Source organism: Pantoea sp. BJFS-204 (assembly GCF_049310725.1).
GTDB classification, from domain to species: domain Bacteria; phylum Pseudomonadota; class Gammaproteobacteria; order Enterobacterales; family Enterobacteriaceae; genus Pantoea; species Pantoea agglomerans.
In genome coordinates, this window is the sequence record NZ_JBMOWE010000001.1 from 360264 (window position 1) to 379286 (window position 19023).

General features: G+C 61.1%; 1 protein-coding gene. It reads left to right on the top strand.

The window, feature by feature from the left end:
• Positions 1-708: 708 nt before the first annotated feature.
• Positions 709-18714 (top strand): Ig-like domain-containing protein, encoded by an 18006-nt coding sequence (locus ACO6VX_RS01680; RefSeq protein ID WP_422457497.1) that lies wholly within the window; start codon positions 709-711, stop codon positions 18712-18714.
• Positions 18715-19023: the final 309 nt, after the last annotated feature.

A 19023-nucleotide genomic window follows, 5' to 3' on the forward strand; every position in this document is an offset into this window, starting at 1 on the left:
AGTGTAGCACTGGCCGTGAGTCAGTGGTCGTTGCGCCTCTTATCAGGAAGGGGATTGCAACATGGCATAAATGACAAAACCGGGAGTTTACCGACTTTTGTCGCGCTGCGAATTTTTTCCAGAACTTTCCTGGCATGACCACCGCCCCGCAGAATGACTTAACTCAAATTTCACTGTCGTTTTTCAACGACTTGCTGCTGAAAAATCGGAACAGGGCCACTGATAAATGATGGCTGAATCGCTTAATGAACAAATTTTTTTTACAGCCCTGATGTTCCGGTAGTGGTGGTTTTTTAACCTCTCCGCATCATTTCCGGAAACAGTCAGCAATAAATTGACATGTAAAAACAAAGGCAAAGCGGATTTTATGAAAACCTTTTTTCAAGTGAGGCTTATGTAATGAAGATTAAACCATAATGAAATCTGTACATTGAAATTGTTTTTTAACACGGCTACGCTAAAACTTAATCTGTCAGAAACGTTACATTTTGCGTGAATCTGTACAAGTAAAACTAACAATAATAGCGTCACTCGCCACTCTGATTAGGGGCGTGCGACCAACTTTGGCTTTGCCGTTTCGACATACACCAGGTTAAGACATCTTCTGATCTTCAGAAGGTGAAACTATGTGTGAACACTGTAAGCATAAAATAATTTTATGTTTATGGATTCAGTATATTAGCTAATCTGGTGGAGTAGAGGTTACAAATGGCAGAACTCACGCAAGGCCGTGTAGACATTATCTCGCGCGAAAACGGCACACTCATCTCGCAGTCCGTCAGCGGTTCGTCACAATCCATTAACCTCACCGAGCCCAGCGTCGTGCGCATCAGCGGCACCCGCGACATGGTGACGCAGTATGAGCGCCAGGGTAACGATCTGGTGCTGCATATGCGCGACGGCAAGACTGTCCGCTATCAGAAATTCTTCCTCGACGACGCCGATGGCCAGCACAGCGAACTGGTGTTCGATGATGGCGTCAACCCACCGGAACATGCGCTCTTTCCACAGACCGCAGAAGGGGCTGAACTCGCTTCCACGTCGGTCACGCCAACCTATGAATCACTCGACAGCGTAGAGCCGCTGCTGCTGGCAGATAACGCCAACACCTCGATGGGTGTGATAACGGCGGGCGGTCTGGGTGTGCTCGGCTTAGCCGGTCTGGCCGTTGGCGTCGGCGGTGGTGGTGGTGGCGGCGGTGGGGGTAACGGTGGCGGCAATGATGGTGGCACCGATCCTGGAACACCGGTCACGCCGGGGACGCCTGCTATCACGCTCAATGCATTCGCTGGCGATGATGTTCTGGATAACGCGGAAAAAAGCAGCGATCAGGTACTGAGCGGCACCACCAGTAATGTCGAAGCGGGTCAGATTGTCACTGTCACGCTGGGCGGCCAGACCTACAACGCCATCGTCGGTGCTGACGGCAGCTGGAGCGTCACTATTCCTGCTGCCGCGCTGGCGGGACTCGCCGCAGGCACCACCACCATCGACGTCAGCGTCACTAACGCGGCGGGCACGACGACCACCGGCAGCCTGCCCATTACCGTCGCGGCCGCCGATCCCGGCACACCGGCTGCGCCGTCCATTAGCCTGAACCCGTTTGCGGGCGATAACCTGCTGGATAACAGCGAAAAAACCACGCCACAAACGTTGTCCGGCAGCACCAGCAATGTCGAAGCGGGCCAGCAGGTCAGTGTGACATTGGGCGGACAGAGCTATAACGCCACTGTGGGGGCGGATGGCAGCTGGAGCGTCTCAATTCCGGCTGCCGCACTCTCGGCGCTGGCTGCAGGCAGCAGCACCATTTCGGTCAGTGTGACCAGCGCCGCGGGCACGGCGGCTGCCGCCAGCCTGGGTATCCAGGTGCAGGCACCTGACACCACCCCTGGTGTGCCAGCCCTGACGATCGCCCCGTTTACCGGCGACGACGTGCTGAGCAACGCAGAAAAAACCAGCGATCAGATTCTTAGCGGCAGCACCACCAACGTCGAAGCCGGGCAGATCGTCACGGTTACCCTGGGCGGCCAGAGCTACAGCGGCAGCGTGGCAGGCGACGGTAGCTGGAGCATTACCGTGCCTGCTGATGCGCTGACCGCACTGGCATCCGGCACCACCACGGTGACTGCCACCGTTGCTAACCAGGCAGGAACCGCTGCCAGCGGTAGCCTGACCGTAAACGTAGAGCCACCACTGACTCAGCCGGGTACGCCCGTTATCACCATCGATCAGTTTGCCGGTGATGACATTCTCAGCAATGCCGAGAAAAGCAGCGATCAGGTACTTAGCGGCACCACCACCAATGTGGAAGCGGGCCAGATTGTCACCATCACGCTGGGCGATCAGACCTACAGCGCAGTAGTGGATGCGCAGGGCAACTGGAGCGTCACGCTCTCGCCTGCGGCACTGAATGCGCTGGCAGCCGGTTCGGTTGCGATTTCCGCGGTCGTCACCAGCCAGGCTGGCATTGAAGCCAGTGAAAACCGCGCGATCAGCATTGATACGCCGGTCGTTCCGGGCCCGCCATCCGTCACGCTGGATGATTTTGCCGGGGACAACGTGCTGAGTAATGGGGAGAAAGTCACCGATCAGACACTCACCGGCAGCACCAGCAATGTTGAACCCGGTCAGCTGGTAACCGTCACCCTGGGCGGCCAGACTTACAGCGGCAGCGTTGATTCGCAGGGCAACTGGAGCGTTACTTTGCCATCGGCGGCCCTGAGCGCCCTGGCGGCAGGTGAAACGACGCTGACGGTTTCAGTCAGCAATGTGGCCGGTGATACCGTGACCGGCACGCTGCCCATCACCGTGGAAGCGCCTGTCACACTGCCGGGCGAACCCACCGTCACCATTGGTCAGTTTGCCGGGGATGACATCCTCAGCAACGATGAAAAAGGGACGGCCCAGACGCTCTCCGGCTCCACCACCAACATCGAAGCGGGCCAGACGGTGACAGTCACCTTCGGTGGCCAGACTTACCTCGGCACCGTCGATGGCAGTGGTAACTGGAGTGTAATTGTTCCGGCAGCCGCGCTGGGTAATCTGCCTGCGGGAGCTAATACCATCAGCGTTACCGTCAGCAATGCCGATGGCGTGAGCACTACCGAAATCCGCGATATCGCAGTTGAGACGCCAGTAACGGAACCGGGCGTGCCGTCTCTGATCCTGAATGATTTCGCCGGCGATAACCTTCTGAGCAACGACGAAAAAGCGGTCGATCAGCTTGTCAGCGGTAGCACCAGTAATGTCGAAACCGGGCAGATCGTGACGGTCACCCTGGGCGGTCAGACCTACAGTGCCAGCGTGCAGGGTGATGGCAGCTGGAGCGTCGCCGTGCCGTCAGCCGCGCTGAACGCGCTGGCAGCAGGCACCACCACACTGACCGTCTCGGTCAGTAATGCAGCGGGCGACACAGTCACTTCAACGCAGCCAGTCACTGTCGAAGCCCCGGTAACGCAGCCGGGTGAAGCCACCGTAACCATCGACGCCTTTGCCGGGGATGACATCCTCAGCAACAGCGAGAAAGCCAGCGATCAGCTGCTGAGCGGCACCACCACTAATATCGGCGAAGGCCAGCAGGTCACTGTCACTCTGAACGGAGAGACTTTTACCGCCACGGTCGGCGCGGATGGCAGCTGGAGCGTGTCGATTCCTGCCAGTTCGCTGGCGGCGCTGACAGCCGGTAGCGCAGCCCTGAATGTGACGGTGACAGATCAGTCTGGTACTCAGATCACTGAAACCCGCGACTTCCTGGTGGAGTCCTCGGGCACCGGGCCAGGCACCCCGACGCTAACTCTCAATGCCTTTGCTGACGACAACATCCTGAGCAACGATGAGAAGCTGGAAGCGCAGGCGGTCTCCGGCAGCACCACCAACGTCGAGGCGGGCCAGATTGTCACGGTGACGCTGGGCGGCCAGAGCTACAGCGGAACGGTTGGCGCCGACGGCAGCTGGAACATTGCCATTCCGGCCGATGCACTCGGTGCGCTGGCAGCCGGTTCTGCCTCGCTGGTGGTCACGGTCAGCAATGCGGCAGGCACCACCGTAAGTGACACGCTGCCGATCACGGTTGAGCCGCCGGTTACCGAGCCGGGCCAGCCCACTATCACGCTCGATCAGTTCGCCGTGGATGACGTGCTGAGCAACGATGAGAAAACCAGCGATCAGCTGCTGAGCGGCAGCTCAACCAATGTCGAGGCGGGTCAGGTCGTGACCGTTACGCTGGGCGACCAGACTTACAGCGCCACGGTCGGCGCGGATGGCAGCTGGAGCCTGAGCGTCCCGGCCAGCGCGCTGGCGGCACTGACGGCGGGCAACGCGACTATCGCGGCCACAGTCACCAATCAGGCGGGCGTAACAGTCAGCGAAGATCGGGTGATTGCGGTGGAAGCGCCAGCGGAACCGGGTACGCCGACGGTGACGATCGCCCTGTTTGCCGGTGACGATCTGCTGGATAACAGCGAAAAAGCGCTGGACCAGACGCTGTCCGGCAGCACCAGCAACGTGGAGGCGGGCCAGACGGTCACCATTACCCTGGGCGGCCAAAATTACACTGCGCTGGTCAACGCGGATGGCAGCTGGAGCACGCAGATCCCCTCTGCGGCGCTCAGCGCACTGGCGGCGGGCAGCAGCACCATCGCGGTCAGCGTCACAACGGCGGCAGGCGCCTCAGCTACCGACACCCGCGATATTAACGTCGCCCCGGCGGCAGGCGAACCTGGCGTGGTTTCCATTAGTGAACCTGTCAGCCTTGATGGTTTCCTGAACCAGCAGGAGCTGAGCAGCGATCTGATCATCAGCGGATCTGCAGTCGGCGTTAACCCGGGCCAGGCAGTGCAGCTTAACTTTAACGGCAGCAATTACAGCGCGGTAGTGAACAGCAATGGCTTCTGGAGCGTCACCGTTCCGGCAGGCGATCTCACCACTATTACCGACGGCGTAAAACTGATTTCGGTCACCACCACCGACGCCACCGGCGCACTGCTGACCGACTCCGCTCAGCTGAATGTAGTCGCAGCCACGCTGCCGCAAATCACGCTGGAGGAGAGCGCGATCACCGATGGCCTTCTCAACCGGGTGGAAGCGGGCAGCGATCTGCTGATCGGCGGCAGCACCGGCAAAGCCGTGCCGGGCCAGCAGGTTGAACTGGAACTTAACGGTAAAACCTACAGCACCACGGTCAATCCTGACGGCAGCTGGAGCCTGGCGCTGCCGGCCGCCGATCTCGCCTTACTGCCACAGGGCGCCAACAGCCTGATCATTACCGCGATTGATGAAGCAGGCAACCGCGTGGACGAGACGCTCAACTTCAGCGTCGACACGCTGCCACCGAATCTGATTGTGGCAGAGGTCGCAGGCGGCGATGGCATTCTCAACAGCAGCGAAGTGGCTGCCGGTCTGCCGGTCAGCGGTTCAGGTGCGTTGCCGGGCGAAGTGGTTTCTGTCTCGCTGAATAACGTGAGTTACAGCGCCACCGTAGATGGGCAGGGCAACTGGACGGTGGATCTGCCGCCAGCGGCGCTGCAGGCCCTGTCAGATGGCAGCAGCTATACGCTGGTAGTTACGCTGACTGATGCCAGCGGTAACACCACCACGCAGACGCAGCCCCTGGCGGTCAGCACGCAGCCTCCGGTTGCAACCGTTACCGCACCGGGCGGTGATGGCGTCCTGACCAACAACGAACTCACTACGCCGCTGCAAATCAGCGGAACCGGCACCCCGGGCGACAGCGTGACGGTGGAATTAAACGGTAAGTCCTACACCGCCATTGTTGACGAAAACAGTAACTGGAGTGCATCCGTCCCGGTGGCCGATCTCGGCACGCTGACCAATCAGACCTATCCGGTGACCGTCACCGTGACCGATCCGGCCGGTAACATCAGCACTCAGAATACGGAACTGCGGGTGGCTACCGCGGTGCCCGCTCTGACGCTCAACGATCTCAGCGATGATGGCGTGATCAACGTCAGCGACGCGCAGCAGCCGCTAATCGTCAGCGGAACCGGCGACGAAGGCGACATCATCCGCGTCACGCTGAATAACGTGGCCTACAGCGCCGTGGTGGCGCAGGGTGGCAGCTGGAGTGTCACCGTTCCGGCATCCGACCTGGTAAATGTGCCCAACGGTACCCAACCGGTATCGGTAGTGGCGACAGACGCCGATGGTAATACCACGCCAGCCAGCAGTTCGCTGATTTTCGCCACCACACCGCCGTTGCTGGAAGTCTCCACGCCGGGCAGTGATGGTTATATCAATATCGCTGAACACACTCAGGATCTCACACTCGACGGACGCGGGGGGGCCCAGGGCGACACCGTCACGGTGAGTTTCAATGGCGAGACCTACACCGCCACCGTGGATACCGATGGCGCGTGGAGTGTTACGGTGCCCGCCGCGATTATCAGCCAACTGGGTGACGCAACCTATCCGGTGGATGTGGTACTCAGCGATGCATATGGTAACAACAGCACCGTACCGACCAGCGTCACTGTGCTGGCGGCAACGTCGCCGGCGCTGACCATTAATCCCGTGACCGGCGATAATCAGGTCGACAGCGCTGAACAGCTCACCGACATTCTGGTCACCGGTAACGTCACCGGCGTACCGGCAGGTCAGCCGGTATTGCTGACCATCAATGGCCAGTCTTACGATGGCGTAGTACAGGCGAACGGTAGCTGGAGTGTGTCGCTGCCAGCCGGATCGCTGGGCGGCGCAGGCGATAAAACCTTCACCGTGGCGATTACCGATGTGGCCGGTAACCCGGCGCTGCCTGCTGAAGGGCAGTTTAGCGTGGTTACTTCACCCGTACCGTCGCTGTCGATTGCCCCAATCAGTGACGACAATGCGCTGAATGCCCTGGAGGCGCAGAGCGATCTTATCCTCAGCGGCGGTTCAGCGAACCTGCCGGCTAACAGCCCGATCAGCGTAACGCTGGTGACTGGCGGCACCGTCTACAGCACGACGACCGATGAAACCGGTGCGTGGACCCTGACCGTGCCGGCTGCCGATCTGGCGACGCTGCTGCAGGGCACGACCACCGTTACCGTCTCTTCGGGTGATGTGCAGAACAGCCTGCCGCTGCTGGTGGCGACCGCGCCGCTGGCAGACCCGCAAATCAACACGCCATTCACTGACGGCATACTCAATACCGATGAAGCCAGCGCGGCGCAGACGCTGACCGGCACAGTGCTGCCAGGCCAGGCCGTCAGCGTGACCCTGGGCGGTGCCAGCTATCCGGCCACTGTAGACGCGAATGGTGAATGGAGCGTGACGATACCCGCAGACAGACTGCAGGCACTTGCGCAGGGCAGTAATCCGATTACCGTTACGGTGAGTGATGAAGCGGGTAACAGCACCAGCATCAGCGAGCCGCTGATTGTTGATACCGGCGTACCGGCGCTGACCGTTAACCCGATTGCCACCGATGGCACGATTAATGAGGCTGAAACTGCCACCGATCTGACCCTCAGCGGCACCGTTACGCCAGGTAGTAGCGTCAGCCTTGCGCTGAATGGCCAGACCTATGACGCAGTGGTTGCCGCCGATGGCAGCTGGACCGCCACCGTGCCTGCTGCGAATCTGCAACAGTTGCCAGATGGCCGTTACGATCTCAACGTGACCGTCACCACCGTCAGCGGCAACGTCGCCACTACGCCAGTGTCGGTTACCGTGGATACCACGGCACCAGACTTCAGTATCACTGCGCCCGCAGGTGATGGCGTGCTGAACATCGCTGAGCAGGCGGCAGGGTTCAGTTTCAGCGGCGCAGGCAGTGAAGGCGACCGCGTCAGTGTGACGCTGAATGGCGTGACCTACACCGGCACCGTTGATGGTGACGGAAACTGGGCGCTGGCTGTTCCGCCAGCGGCGCTTGCCGGTCTGACCAATGGCAGCAGCTATCCGGTGGTGGTCACCGTCACCGACGCGGCCGGTAACAGCAGCAGCCAGAACAGTGCCCTGACGGTTGCGACTACGCCGCCTCCGCTGGTCGTCGCGCCGGTCAGCGGTGATAACGCGCTGAACGTCGGGGAACTGGCAGAGCCGCTGGTGGTGAGTGGCAGTGGTCAGAATGGCGACGTGGTCACGGTGCAGCTCAATGACCAGCTCTACAGCACCACCGTTGGCGTTAACGGCCAGTGGACGCTGCAGATCGCCCCTGAAGCGCTGGCGGCGCTGCCTCCTGGCAGTAATCTGGTGACGGTGACGGAAACCAGTGCTAACGGGAATCAGAGCAGCCAGGTGGTTGATCTGAATGTGGCAACCGCGCCGGACGTGCAGCCTGTACTGACCATCGACAGCAGCACCTTCGCCGGTGACGGCATCGTCACGACAGCGGAGCAGCTGCAGCCGATAACGGTGCGCGGCAGCAGCACGAATGTCGAACCGGGCCAGCAGGTGATCATCTCCCTGAATGGGATCGAATACAGCGGTGTGGTCGAGGCCAGCGGCAACTGGAGCATTATTCTGCCTGCGGGCGCCCTGGCTGAGCTGGGAGAAGGCAACCAGACGCTGAACGTCAGCGTCATCAACGCCGTGGGTAACACCGCCAGCAGCCCGCTTGACTTCAGTGTGGACAACACCCTGCCGTCGATCGCGCTGGCACCCGTCAGTGACGACAACTACCTCAATGCGCAGGAATTGGGTGGCGCCGTCGTGGTCAGCGGCAGCACCAGCGGTCTGCCTGATGGCAGCATTGTTACCGTGCTGGCCAACGGCACCACTGTCAGTACCACCGTGACGGCAGATGGAAGCTGGAGCCTGACCTTACCGGCAGGCACCTTTACCGGATCGGCAGACGGCCCGCAGACCATCACCGCCACCGCCAGCGACGCTAACGGACAGCCGCTGGCGACCAGCGACGCTACCCTGACGGTGATCGCCAGCGCATTGCCGGTGGCGACCCCGGGCGTGGCCTTTGATGATGGCATTCTGAACGGTGAGGAAGCCGCCGCCGGTGGCGCGATCACTGGTAACACGGGCGTGACCGGCGACGGCCAGACCGTCGTCGTGACGCTGGGCGGCAACAACTACAGCGGCACGGTCGATGCCGCAGGCAACTGGCAGGTCGCCGTTCCGGCCGATGTCTTGTCTGCATTGCCGCAGGGCAATAGTGGCTACACCGTGGTCGTCAGTGATGTGGCGGGCAACAACAGCCAGGCGGATGGCAACCTGGTGGTGGATACACTGCCTCCGGTGCTGAACTTCATTACGCCATCCGATGGCATCATTAACGCCGCTGAAAGTCAGCAGCCGCTGACGCTGACCGGCAGCAGCGAAGCTAACGCCCTGATTGTGGCCAGCTTCAACGGCACCATCCTGAGCACCACCGCTGACGTTAACGGCGTCTGGTCGCTGGAGCTGCCCGCCACGGTTTACACCGGGCTGGGCAACGGCAGCTATCCGCTGACCGTGACCGCCAGCGATGCGGCAGGAAATGCCACCACCACCAGCCGCGACCTGGCGCTGAAAGTGGAGCCAGGCACACTGCCGACCCTGACGCTGGATGCCTTTGCCGGTAACAACGTGGTCGATGGCGCGGAGCGCCTCACCGATCAACGTCTCTCCGGCACCACCACCAACGTCGAAGCGGGTCAGCTGGTTACCGTCACCGTTGACGGCACAGTCTACAGCGCCGCCGTGCAGGCGAGCGGGGCATGGAGCCTGATCGTGCCAGCCGGTGCGCTGGCCGCGATTAATGATGGCAGCGCCAGTTTTACCGTGGCAGTCAGCGATGTGGCGGGCAACACCTCCACCAGCAATCTCACCTTTGACGTCAACAGCAATGCCTCTGGCCTGGCGATGGATGCCATCAGCGAAGATAACTACCTGAATGCGCAGGAGCTGGGTCAGGCCCTGGTCGTCACCGGTACGTCGGTGAACGTGACAGAGGGCAGCACGGTCACGTTGCTGTTTAACAACATCAGCTACACCGCGCAGGTCTCGGCCAGCGGCCGCTGGACAGTGATCGTTCCGGCTGAGGCACTGACGGCGCTCGCCGATGGGCCTTACACCCTGACTGTCACCGCAACGGACAGCGGCGGGGCGACCCTGAGCAGCGAGGCAGCGCTCAGCGTGCTGGCGACGCTGCCAGCACCGCAGATCGTCTCGGCCTTTGGCGATGGCCTGCTCAACAGCAGCGAGATCGCCACAGCACAAACCCTGAGCGGCACCACCGGCATAACCGGTGACGGCCAGACGGTGAGCGTGCTGCTGAATGGCGCAACCTACAACGGCACCGTCGACGGCAATGGCAACTGGCAGATCAGCGTGCCGGCTTCCGCGCTGGCCGGCCTGCCGGAAGATCTCCTGAACTATACCGTCACAGTCCAGGATGCAGCGGGTAACACCGGCAGCAGCCAGGGCAGCGTGACGGTGGATCTGACGCCACCGACCCTGACACTGAATACGGTTGCGGGCGATAACAGTATCAATATTGCCGAAAGCACCGCGCCGATTGTTCTCAGCGGCAACAGCAATGCCGAAGCCGGACAGCAGGTCACCATTACCCTGAACAACCAGACCTGGACCACCACGGTTGACCAGAACGGCGAGTGGAATCTGACGCTGCCTGCGGGTTCGCTGGCCGGCATTCCGGCCGGGGCGTACATTCTGACCGTGACAGTCAGCGATGCGGCGGGTAACCCGGTAACCGAAACCCGTGAAATCACCGTGGCGACGGCGTCGCTGGCCGTCAGCATAGACACCCCGTTTGGCGATGGTTATCTGAACCTGGCGGAACAGGGGGTCGGTCAGACGCTGACCGGCAGCACCGGTGTAGCGGGCAACGGCCAGACCGTCAGCGTGACGCTGGGCGGGAATGATTATTCCGCTACGGTGGATGCGCAGGGTAACTGGACGCTGACCTTAACAGCAGATCAGGTGCAGACGCTGGGCGAGGGGGTTACTACGCTGGTGGTCAATGCCAGCGATGCCGCCGGTAACAGTGGTTCGCTGACCAGCGCCGTTACGGTCGATCTCACGCCGCCAGTGCTGACCGTCAATGCCATCGGCGGCGACAACATCATCAATTCGGTAGAGGTGCTGGAAGCGGTCGCTATCAGCGGCAGTGCGTCGGTAGCGGATGCCGGACAGACAGTCACCGTCAGCTTCCAGAACGTCGATTACACCACTCAGGTGCTCTCTGACGGCACCTGGGAGGTGACACTGCCAGCCAGCGTCGTGCAGGGGCTGGCAGACGGCAGCTACACCGTTGCTGTCTCAATGACCGATGCCGCGGGGAACCCGGCCACGGCCACCCAGACCCTGACGCGTGATGCTGACACTCTGAACCTGCCAACCCTGACCATCGGGACCATCAGTGACGATAATTTCCTTAACCAGGCGGAGTCGCTACAGGATCTGAACATCGGCGGCACCAGTAACAACCTGGTGGAAGGCCAGCTGGTGACGGTGACGCTGAATAACATTCAGTACAGCGGCACGGTGGCAGCCGACGGCAGCTGGACGGTGACCGTTCCGGCCGCCGATCTGGGTAATCTGCCGGATGGCGATCAGCTGCTGGTCGTGGTCTCAGCGGATACGTCTGGCAATCCGGCCAGCGCCAGCACCAGCCTGGTCGTGCTGGCCAGCGAGCAGGTTCAGCCGACGCTGACCATGAACGTGGTAGCCGGCGATGATGTGATTAACGCCACCGAGGCCACAGCGGATGTCGCGGTCAGCGGCAGCAGCACCCTGCTGGCAGCGGGTACGCTGGTGACGGTGTCGTTTAACGGCACTGACTACAGCACCACGCTCGACGCTGACGGCAACTGGACGGTGAATGTGCCGTCTGCTGCCTTTACCAGCGTGGCTCCGGGCAGCACGCAAATCTTTACCGTGACCGCCACTGATGTCGCAGGCAATCCGGCGACCGCCACTCAGGAGGTCAGTTTCATTACCACACCGCCTGCGCTGACGAATATCACGGTCGATGCGGGAGATACCCTTAACCTGGCGGAGTCGCTGCAGGATCTCACCATCAGCGGCAGCACCACGGGCGCATTGCCGGTGACGGTGACGCTGAATAACGTCAGCTATACCACCACGGCCGATGCCGACGGTAACTGGTCACTTACTATTCCGACCGCTGACCTGCAGCAGCTGGCGGACGGCCCCAATGCGATTACCGTTTCGGTCACCGACGCGGCGGGCAATATCACCACGGATAGCACCACGACACTGGACGTAGCGTTTAATACCTTGCCAGCGCTGACGCTGAATACGCCGTTTGGCGATGCGCTGATCAGTGCGGCAGATGCGGAAGGGGCGTTAACGCTGAGTGGTGACAGTACCAATCTGCCGGAAGGCAGCGTGGTGAACATCTCTGTAGGCGGGCAGAACTTCAGCACCACCACGGATGCCAGCGGTAACTGGACGCTGAACCTGGCACCGGGCGCGCTGACGGGCCTGGCCGATGGATTGACACAGGTGGTGGTCAGCGCCGCGGATGGTGCCGGTAATCCGGCGCAGGTTACCGCAGGCGTTGAGATCCTGCAGAGTGATCCTGTTTCAGCCGCCTTCGACACGACACTGTTCGGCGATAACATCATTAATATCAGCGAAGCAGGCTCCGTTCAGCTGGTCACCGGCACCTCCACCGTCGTGCCGGGCCAGACCCTGAGCGTCACGGTAGGCGATGACAATATCCCGCTGTCGGTGACGGTCGATGCCAATGGCAACTGGACTGCCAGCCTGCCCCCAGAGTTCATTGCCAGCCTGGGAACCGGTGAACATACCCTGACCCTCACCACCACGGATCGGGCCGGTAACAGCATTGAAACGACCAAAACGTTCGTCGCTGCGATTACGCCGATTGCTAATCCAACGCTGGATACGCCATTTATTGATGGCCGTATCAATGCTGAAGAGGCCGCCTCAGGCGGATCCCTGACCGGTGCGGTGAATATTAATAACGCCGCGTCGGTCACGGTGACCGTTAATGGCACCCTCTATTCTGCGACGCTGACTGATGGTGGTTCGCGCTGGTCACTGGATCTGCCGCCTTCTGTATTGCAGTCATTGCCGGATGGCAACTGGCCGGTGAGCGTGACGGTTACCGATGCGAACGGCAACGTCGGCAGCACCAGCGGCACGATACTGGTCGCCGTTAACGCGCTGCCGGATGTCACCCTGAACCTGCCGTTTGGCGACGGTGCGCTGAACGCAGCAGAGGCGGCCGGTGAACAGATCCTCAGTGGCACAACCGGCATTACTGGTGCCGGACAGACGGTAACGGTGCTGATCTCCGGCTTTAACAACGGTCAGCCGCTGGCAGCCACGGTGCAGACCGATGGCAGCTGGTCTCTGGCCCTGTCGCCGGCGCAGTTAGCCACTTTCACCAGCGGCACCCACACCATTACCGTGACGGCGACCGATATCGCGGGTAACAGCGACGCGACGGCGCAGAACGTGGTGACAGAGGTGGCGCTGCCTGTGCCGACCTTCAACCCAGGCGCATTTGGCGGCGACAACCTGCTGAACATCAGTGAAGCCGCGGCAGGGGTGACCCTGACCGGCACCACCGGCAGTGTCGGGGCGAACCAGGCGGTCAGCATTACCGTGGATGTCAACGGCAGCCTCTATTCTGGCACGGTGGCAAGCAACGGTAACTGGACTGTTAACATTCCTGCCAACGCCCTGAGTTCACTGGGTGACGGTGCGCAATCACTGACGGTTAACGTCGTGGATGCGGCGGGCAACAGCGCATCGGCGCAGCTGCCGTTCACCGCAGATCTCAGCGCGCCGCAGCCTGCGGTCAATCCGGAATTCCTTGGCAGTTATGTGAATGGCGGCGATGTGGCCGCGGGAGTAACGCTGAGCGGAACCACCGGTGAGGCGGGCGCGAATCAGACTGTGCAGCTTACGCTTGGCGGCACAACCTATTCCGCGACAGTGGATGCCAATGGGAACTGGACGGTGCCACTGACAACGGCGGAGCTTTCACTTCTGCCGGATGCCACCTATCCGGTTACCGTGACGGCAACCGATGCGGCGGGCAACAGCACCACCATTAACAGCTCGCTGGTGCTCGACACCACACCGCCGGTGCTTAATGTTGCCGCCTTTACCGGTGACAATGCGCTGAACTACACCGAGAGCATTCAGCCGCAGAGTCTCAGCGGCACCGCAGCGGGAGCCGAGCCGGGATCAGTGGTTTCGATCTCACTGAATGACACGCTGCTTGGCACCGCGATAGTGACAGCCAACGGCAACTGGAGTGTAACGCTGACGCCAGAACAGATGGCCACCTTTGGTCCATCGACGACCCTGGCGCTGGCAGTGACCGATCTGGCAGGCAATACCGCCAACGGCACAGTTGCGCTGACGGTAGATCTTACCCCACCGCCAGGGCCGCTGGTTACGCTGGGCACAGTCTCGGGCGACAACATCATCAGCACCCAGGATGTGGCGGGTGGTGTGGTAGTGAGTGGCACCTCCGCTAACCTCGGCGTAGGTGGGGTAGTGACGGTGTCGATCAATGGTCAGGAGTACGCAACTACGCTGGATGGGTCGGGCAACTGGTCAACGGCGGCATTGCCGGTCAGCGCCTTTGGCAATGCGGACGGCAGCGTCGCCATCACGGTGAATGCTACCGACGGCACTAACCCTGTGACCACCAGCGGTAACGTGCTGATCGACCTTACGCCACCGGCACTGACTCTCAATCCGTTTACCGGTGACAACCAGGTCAATGGCAATGAAAGTGCCACCAGCCAGGCCATCAGTGGCACCGCCGATCTCAGCGAAGTGGGTCGCACGGTGGTGGTGACCTTCAATAATCAGACCTACAACGCCGTGGTGCAGAGCAACGGCACCTGGTCCACAACGGTTCCTGCCAGCGCGATGCAGGCTCTTCCCGATGGCAGCTCGCCGGTGATCACCGCGCAGCTGGCGGATGCGGCTGGTAACGTGACGACGACCACCCAGACGGTGACGGTCGATACCGCCGCGCCGCTGGTCCTGGTCGACGCGTTCCTCGGCGACAACGTGATCAACGCCGCTGACCTGGTGCTAAGCCAGGTGCTGACCGGCAGCGCGCAGGGAGCAGAAGGCCAGACCATCGGTCTCTATCTGGGCGATGCCGCGCCGATCGCCACCGCGACGGTGGGTGCTGACGGACGCTGGAGCATCGATCTCGCGCCGGATGTCCTGTCGAGCCTCACTGACGGTGCGCTGGTGTTTGGCGTGCGGGTCAATGACGGTGCGGGCAACCAGACCGACGCCACGCTGACGGTCAACAAAGTGGTCAACAGTGCCCTGACGCTGGTGGTCGATTCGGTGTTCGGCGACGGCACGCTCAGCGCGCTGGATACTACGGTGGCGCAGACTATCTCCGGGGTTGCGACCTCGGCGGGCGTGGGTGCCACGGTATCGGTGGTGCTGGGCGGCACAACGCTCTCTGCGTCAGTGGGGCAGGATGGTAAATGGGCCATCGTGGTGCCGCCTTCGGTGCTGGGTCTGTTGAGCGATGGCAATCTTGCGCTTGATGTCACCCTGACCGATGCCGCGGGCAACACCCGTACCGTCGGTGAAACCGTCACGGCGATTGTCGATGCGGTGCCGGTGGTTGGCGCGCTCACCGGGCTGTTTGGCGGTGATAACCTGCTGAACATTGCGGAAGCCGCTGCCGGACAGCTGGTCAGTGGCGTGATAGAAAATGCGGCTGTGGGTTCCCAGGTGACGGTCACCTTTGGCAGCAAGAGTTACAGTACGACGGTACAGGCGGGTGGAGTGTGGAGCGTTAGCCTGCCGGGCAGCGATCTGACCTCTCTGCTGGATGGCAATCTGACGCTGGGCGTCAGCGTCAGAGACGTGGCGGGTAATGTCGCCTCCAGCAGCGCATCCATCGGCATCTTTACTCAGACGCCATCAATCTCGCTGACCTCACTGTTTGGTGATGGGGTGCTGAACCTGGCCGATATCGCCACCGGACAGGTGATCAGCGGGGTGGTGAACAACGTCGCGCAGGGCAGTGTGGTGACGCTCTCGGTTGGCAACAGCCAGGTGACCGCCACCGTGGGTGCGGGCGGGGCGTTCAGCGCCACAGTGACGCCAGATATTCTGGGCACGCTGGCGCAGGGCAACCTGACGGTGGGCGCGTCGGTAACGGATGCGGCGGGCAATACCGCCAGCACCAGCGCCGGTATCCGGGTCGATACGCTGCTGCCGACCATCACCGTGAATCCGCTGTTTGGCGACGGTCTGCTGAACGTGGCGGATTCGCTGGTCACCCAGGTGATCGGTGGGGTGATTGGCGGCGCGGAAGCGGGATCGCGCGTGGTGGTGTCGGTAGGTTCACAGCAGTTGGTGACGGCGACCGATGCCAATGGCAACTTTAACGTCTCGCTGACGCCAGCGCTGTTACAGGGGATTGCAGATGGCAATCTGACCGTGGGCATCAGCGTCACCGACAGCGCGGGTAACACCAACAGCACCACGGCCGGGGCACTGGTCGGTATTCACAACCTGCCGAAAGTCACCCTCAATCCGCTGTTTGGCGACGGCGTGCTGAACCTGGCGGAGTCACTGGTGACTCAGACCATCAGCGGCACGGTCTCCGGGCTGGCTGCGGGTAGCAGCGTCAGGCTGGCAATTGGCAACACCATCGTCGACGCGCAGGTCAACGCGGATGGCAGTTTCTCAACCGCTGTCTCGCCAGCGATTCTGTCAACGCTGCTGAACGGTAACTTTACCGTCAGCGCGGCCGTCACCGATCCGGTCGGAAACGTCAGCAGCACCAGCGCGGGCGTGTCACTGGGACTGTTCCAGCCGACCCTGTCGGTGAATACGGTGTTTGGCGATGGTGTGCTGAGCGCCGCGGATCTGGCCTCTAACCAGACCCTGAGCGGGACGTCCAGCCTCTCTGCCGGTTCAACCCTCAGCGCCACGCTGAATGGCCTGACCTACACCACCAAAGTGGTCAGCGGCGGCAACTGGAGTATTACCGTCCCGAAAGCGGATCTGGTTGCTATCACTGACGGCAGTAAAACCGTCACGGTCACCGGCACCGATGCCTACGGTAACGTGGCAAACAGCAGCGGAACGCTGAGCGTCATCAGTCAGTCGACGCCGGTGGTCGCCATTACCTCGCTGTTTGGTGACAGTGCGCTGAGTGCGGCAGATGTCAAAACGGCGCAGACTATTAGCGGCACCGCCAGCAACGCCGAGGGATCGGTCGTGCGCGTCACGCTGGGCGGCCAGACTTACAGCACCACGGTGAGCAGCAACGGCAACTGGAGCCTCTCTGTTCCGGCGGCTAACCTTGCTGCCATTACTGACGGTCTGCAGACCGTCACCGCCAGCGTGACCAACGGTGCGGGCAGCATTGGCAACACCTCGGCGTCGCTGGGTGTGGTCAGTCACACCACGCCAACGGTCAGCGTCAACAGCTTCTTTGGCGGCGATGGCTACCTCAATATTGCGGAAGCCAACAGTACTGAAACCATCAGAGGAACCAGCACCAACGCGGCGGGCGGCACGGTGACGGTGAACGTGGCGGGCAATATCCTCACCACTACTATTGGTGCGAATGGCGCATGGAGCATCAGCGTGCCGTCAGCGACGCTGAAAGGGATCGCCGATGGCAGCCATCCTCTCACCGTCACGGTGGCGGATATTGGCGGCAACACCGCAACCAGCACCAGCAGCTTTACCGCGCTGTCGCACAATCAGCCGTTGGTCGGGGTCGATCCGGTGCTGAGCATCGTCGGTTCCTTACTGGCGGGTCTGGTGGTGCAGGGGGGATCGCTGAATGCCGCGCAGGGCTCGAAAGTGAACGTTACGCTGCTGCTCTCCAACGGCAACAACGGCCCGACGCTGAACACCACGACCGATGCGCTGGGGCGTTACGCGGTTAACTTCTCACCTTCACTGCTGTCGGTGGGGGGCCTGCTGCTGTCGCTGGGAACGCTGGCGAAAGTCACGATTACCGACGCGGCCGGTAACAGCTACTCGACCACCAATACCCTGTTACTGGGTGCCGTGCTACCGGTGACGCTGGCGGCAAACGAATCGGTTGCGCTGTTCTCGGTGGCTGATGACAGCGCTACTGTCGCCAGCGCGGAGACGCAGCATAACAGCAGCACCAGCAGCGACGAGAGCAGCGCCCATGTGGCGGTGGCTTCCACGCTGATCACCGAAGCGGATACCGTGACACCCGTCGGCAGCAGTGAAAACGCGGCGGCAAATGACGCCGCGGTGGCAGCGGCACCGGCAGAGGAGGCGGGGTACACCATCGGCGGCGTCGTGATTACGCTGGCCGATGGCAGCACCATTGAGGGGGCGACAGTAACCGGCAGCAGCGGGGCGGATATCGTGACGGTCAGTGACCTTAACTTTACCCATATTGATGGCGGCGCAGGCACCGATACCCTGGTGCTGAATGGTGAGCATCTCAGTCTGGATCTCACCGCGCTGGGCCTGAAGGTCGAACACATTGAGGTGCTCGATTTGGGTAAAACCGGAACCAACTCCGTGAAGCTCGATCTCAATGAAGCACTCAATATCACGGATAAGCAGAGTGACGATTTGCTGATCAAAGGCGCAGATGGCAGCCAGGTGACACTGGCTAACAGCAACGGCGGAATCTGGGAAGTGACGGGCGAGCGTACCGTTGAGGGCAGAGTCTTTGAGATCTACCACAACTCGGCGCTGACCAGTGATAACACCCTGGGCGATGTGCTGGTGCAGCAGAACCTGCAGGTTCATGTTATGTAGTGACTGAAAGGTCTGTTCAGAAGATGAATAGAGCGGGTGCGAAAGCACCCGCTTTTTTTGTTTTAGTCACGTGATAATTGCATTTTCCAGATTATCGCCACTATTCATTAGCAGAGTGAAAGATTAGGGTAGGCGCAACAAACGGCGTCACGCCGTAAAATCAGCATTCTGACTCTATTTGGCGCTTTTATTAGCGTCCTGTTTATCAATCCTTGTTACCTGCGGGTAACCGGTTCCGACCAGCGGAAACGGGCAGCTTCAGCTGTCCCACTACCATGTCGTCAGACTAAACGATCGGTTTATCCGATG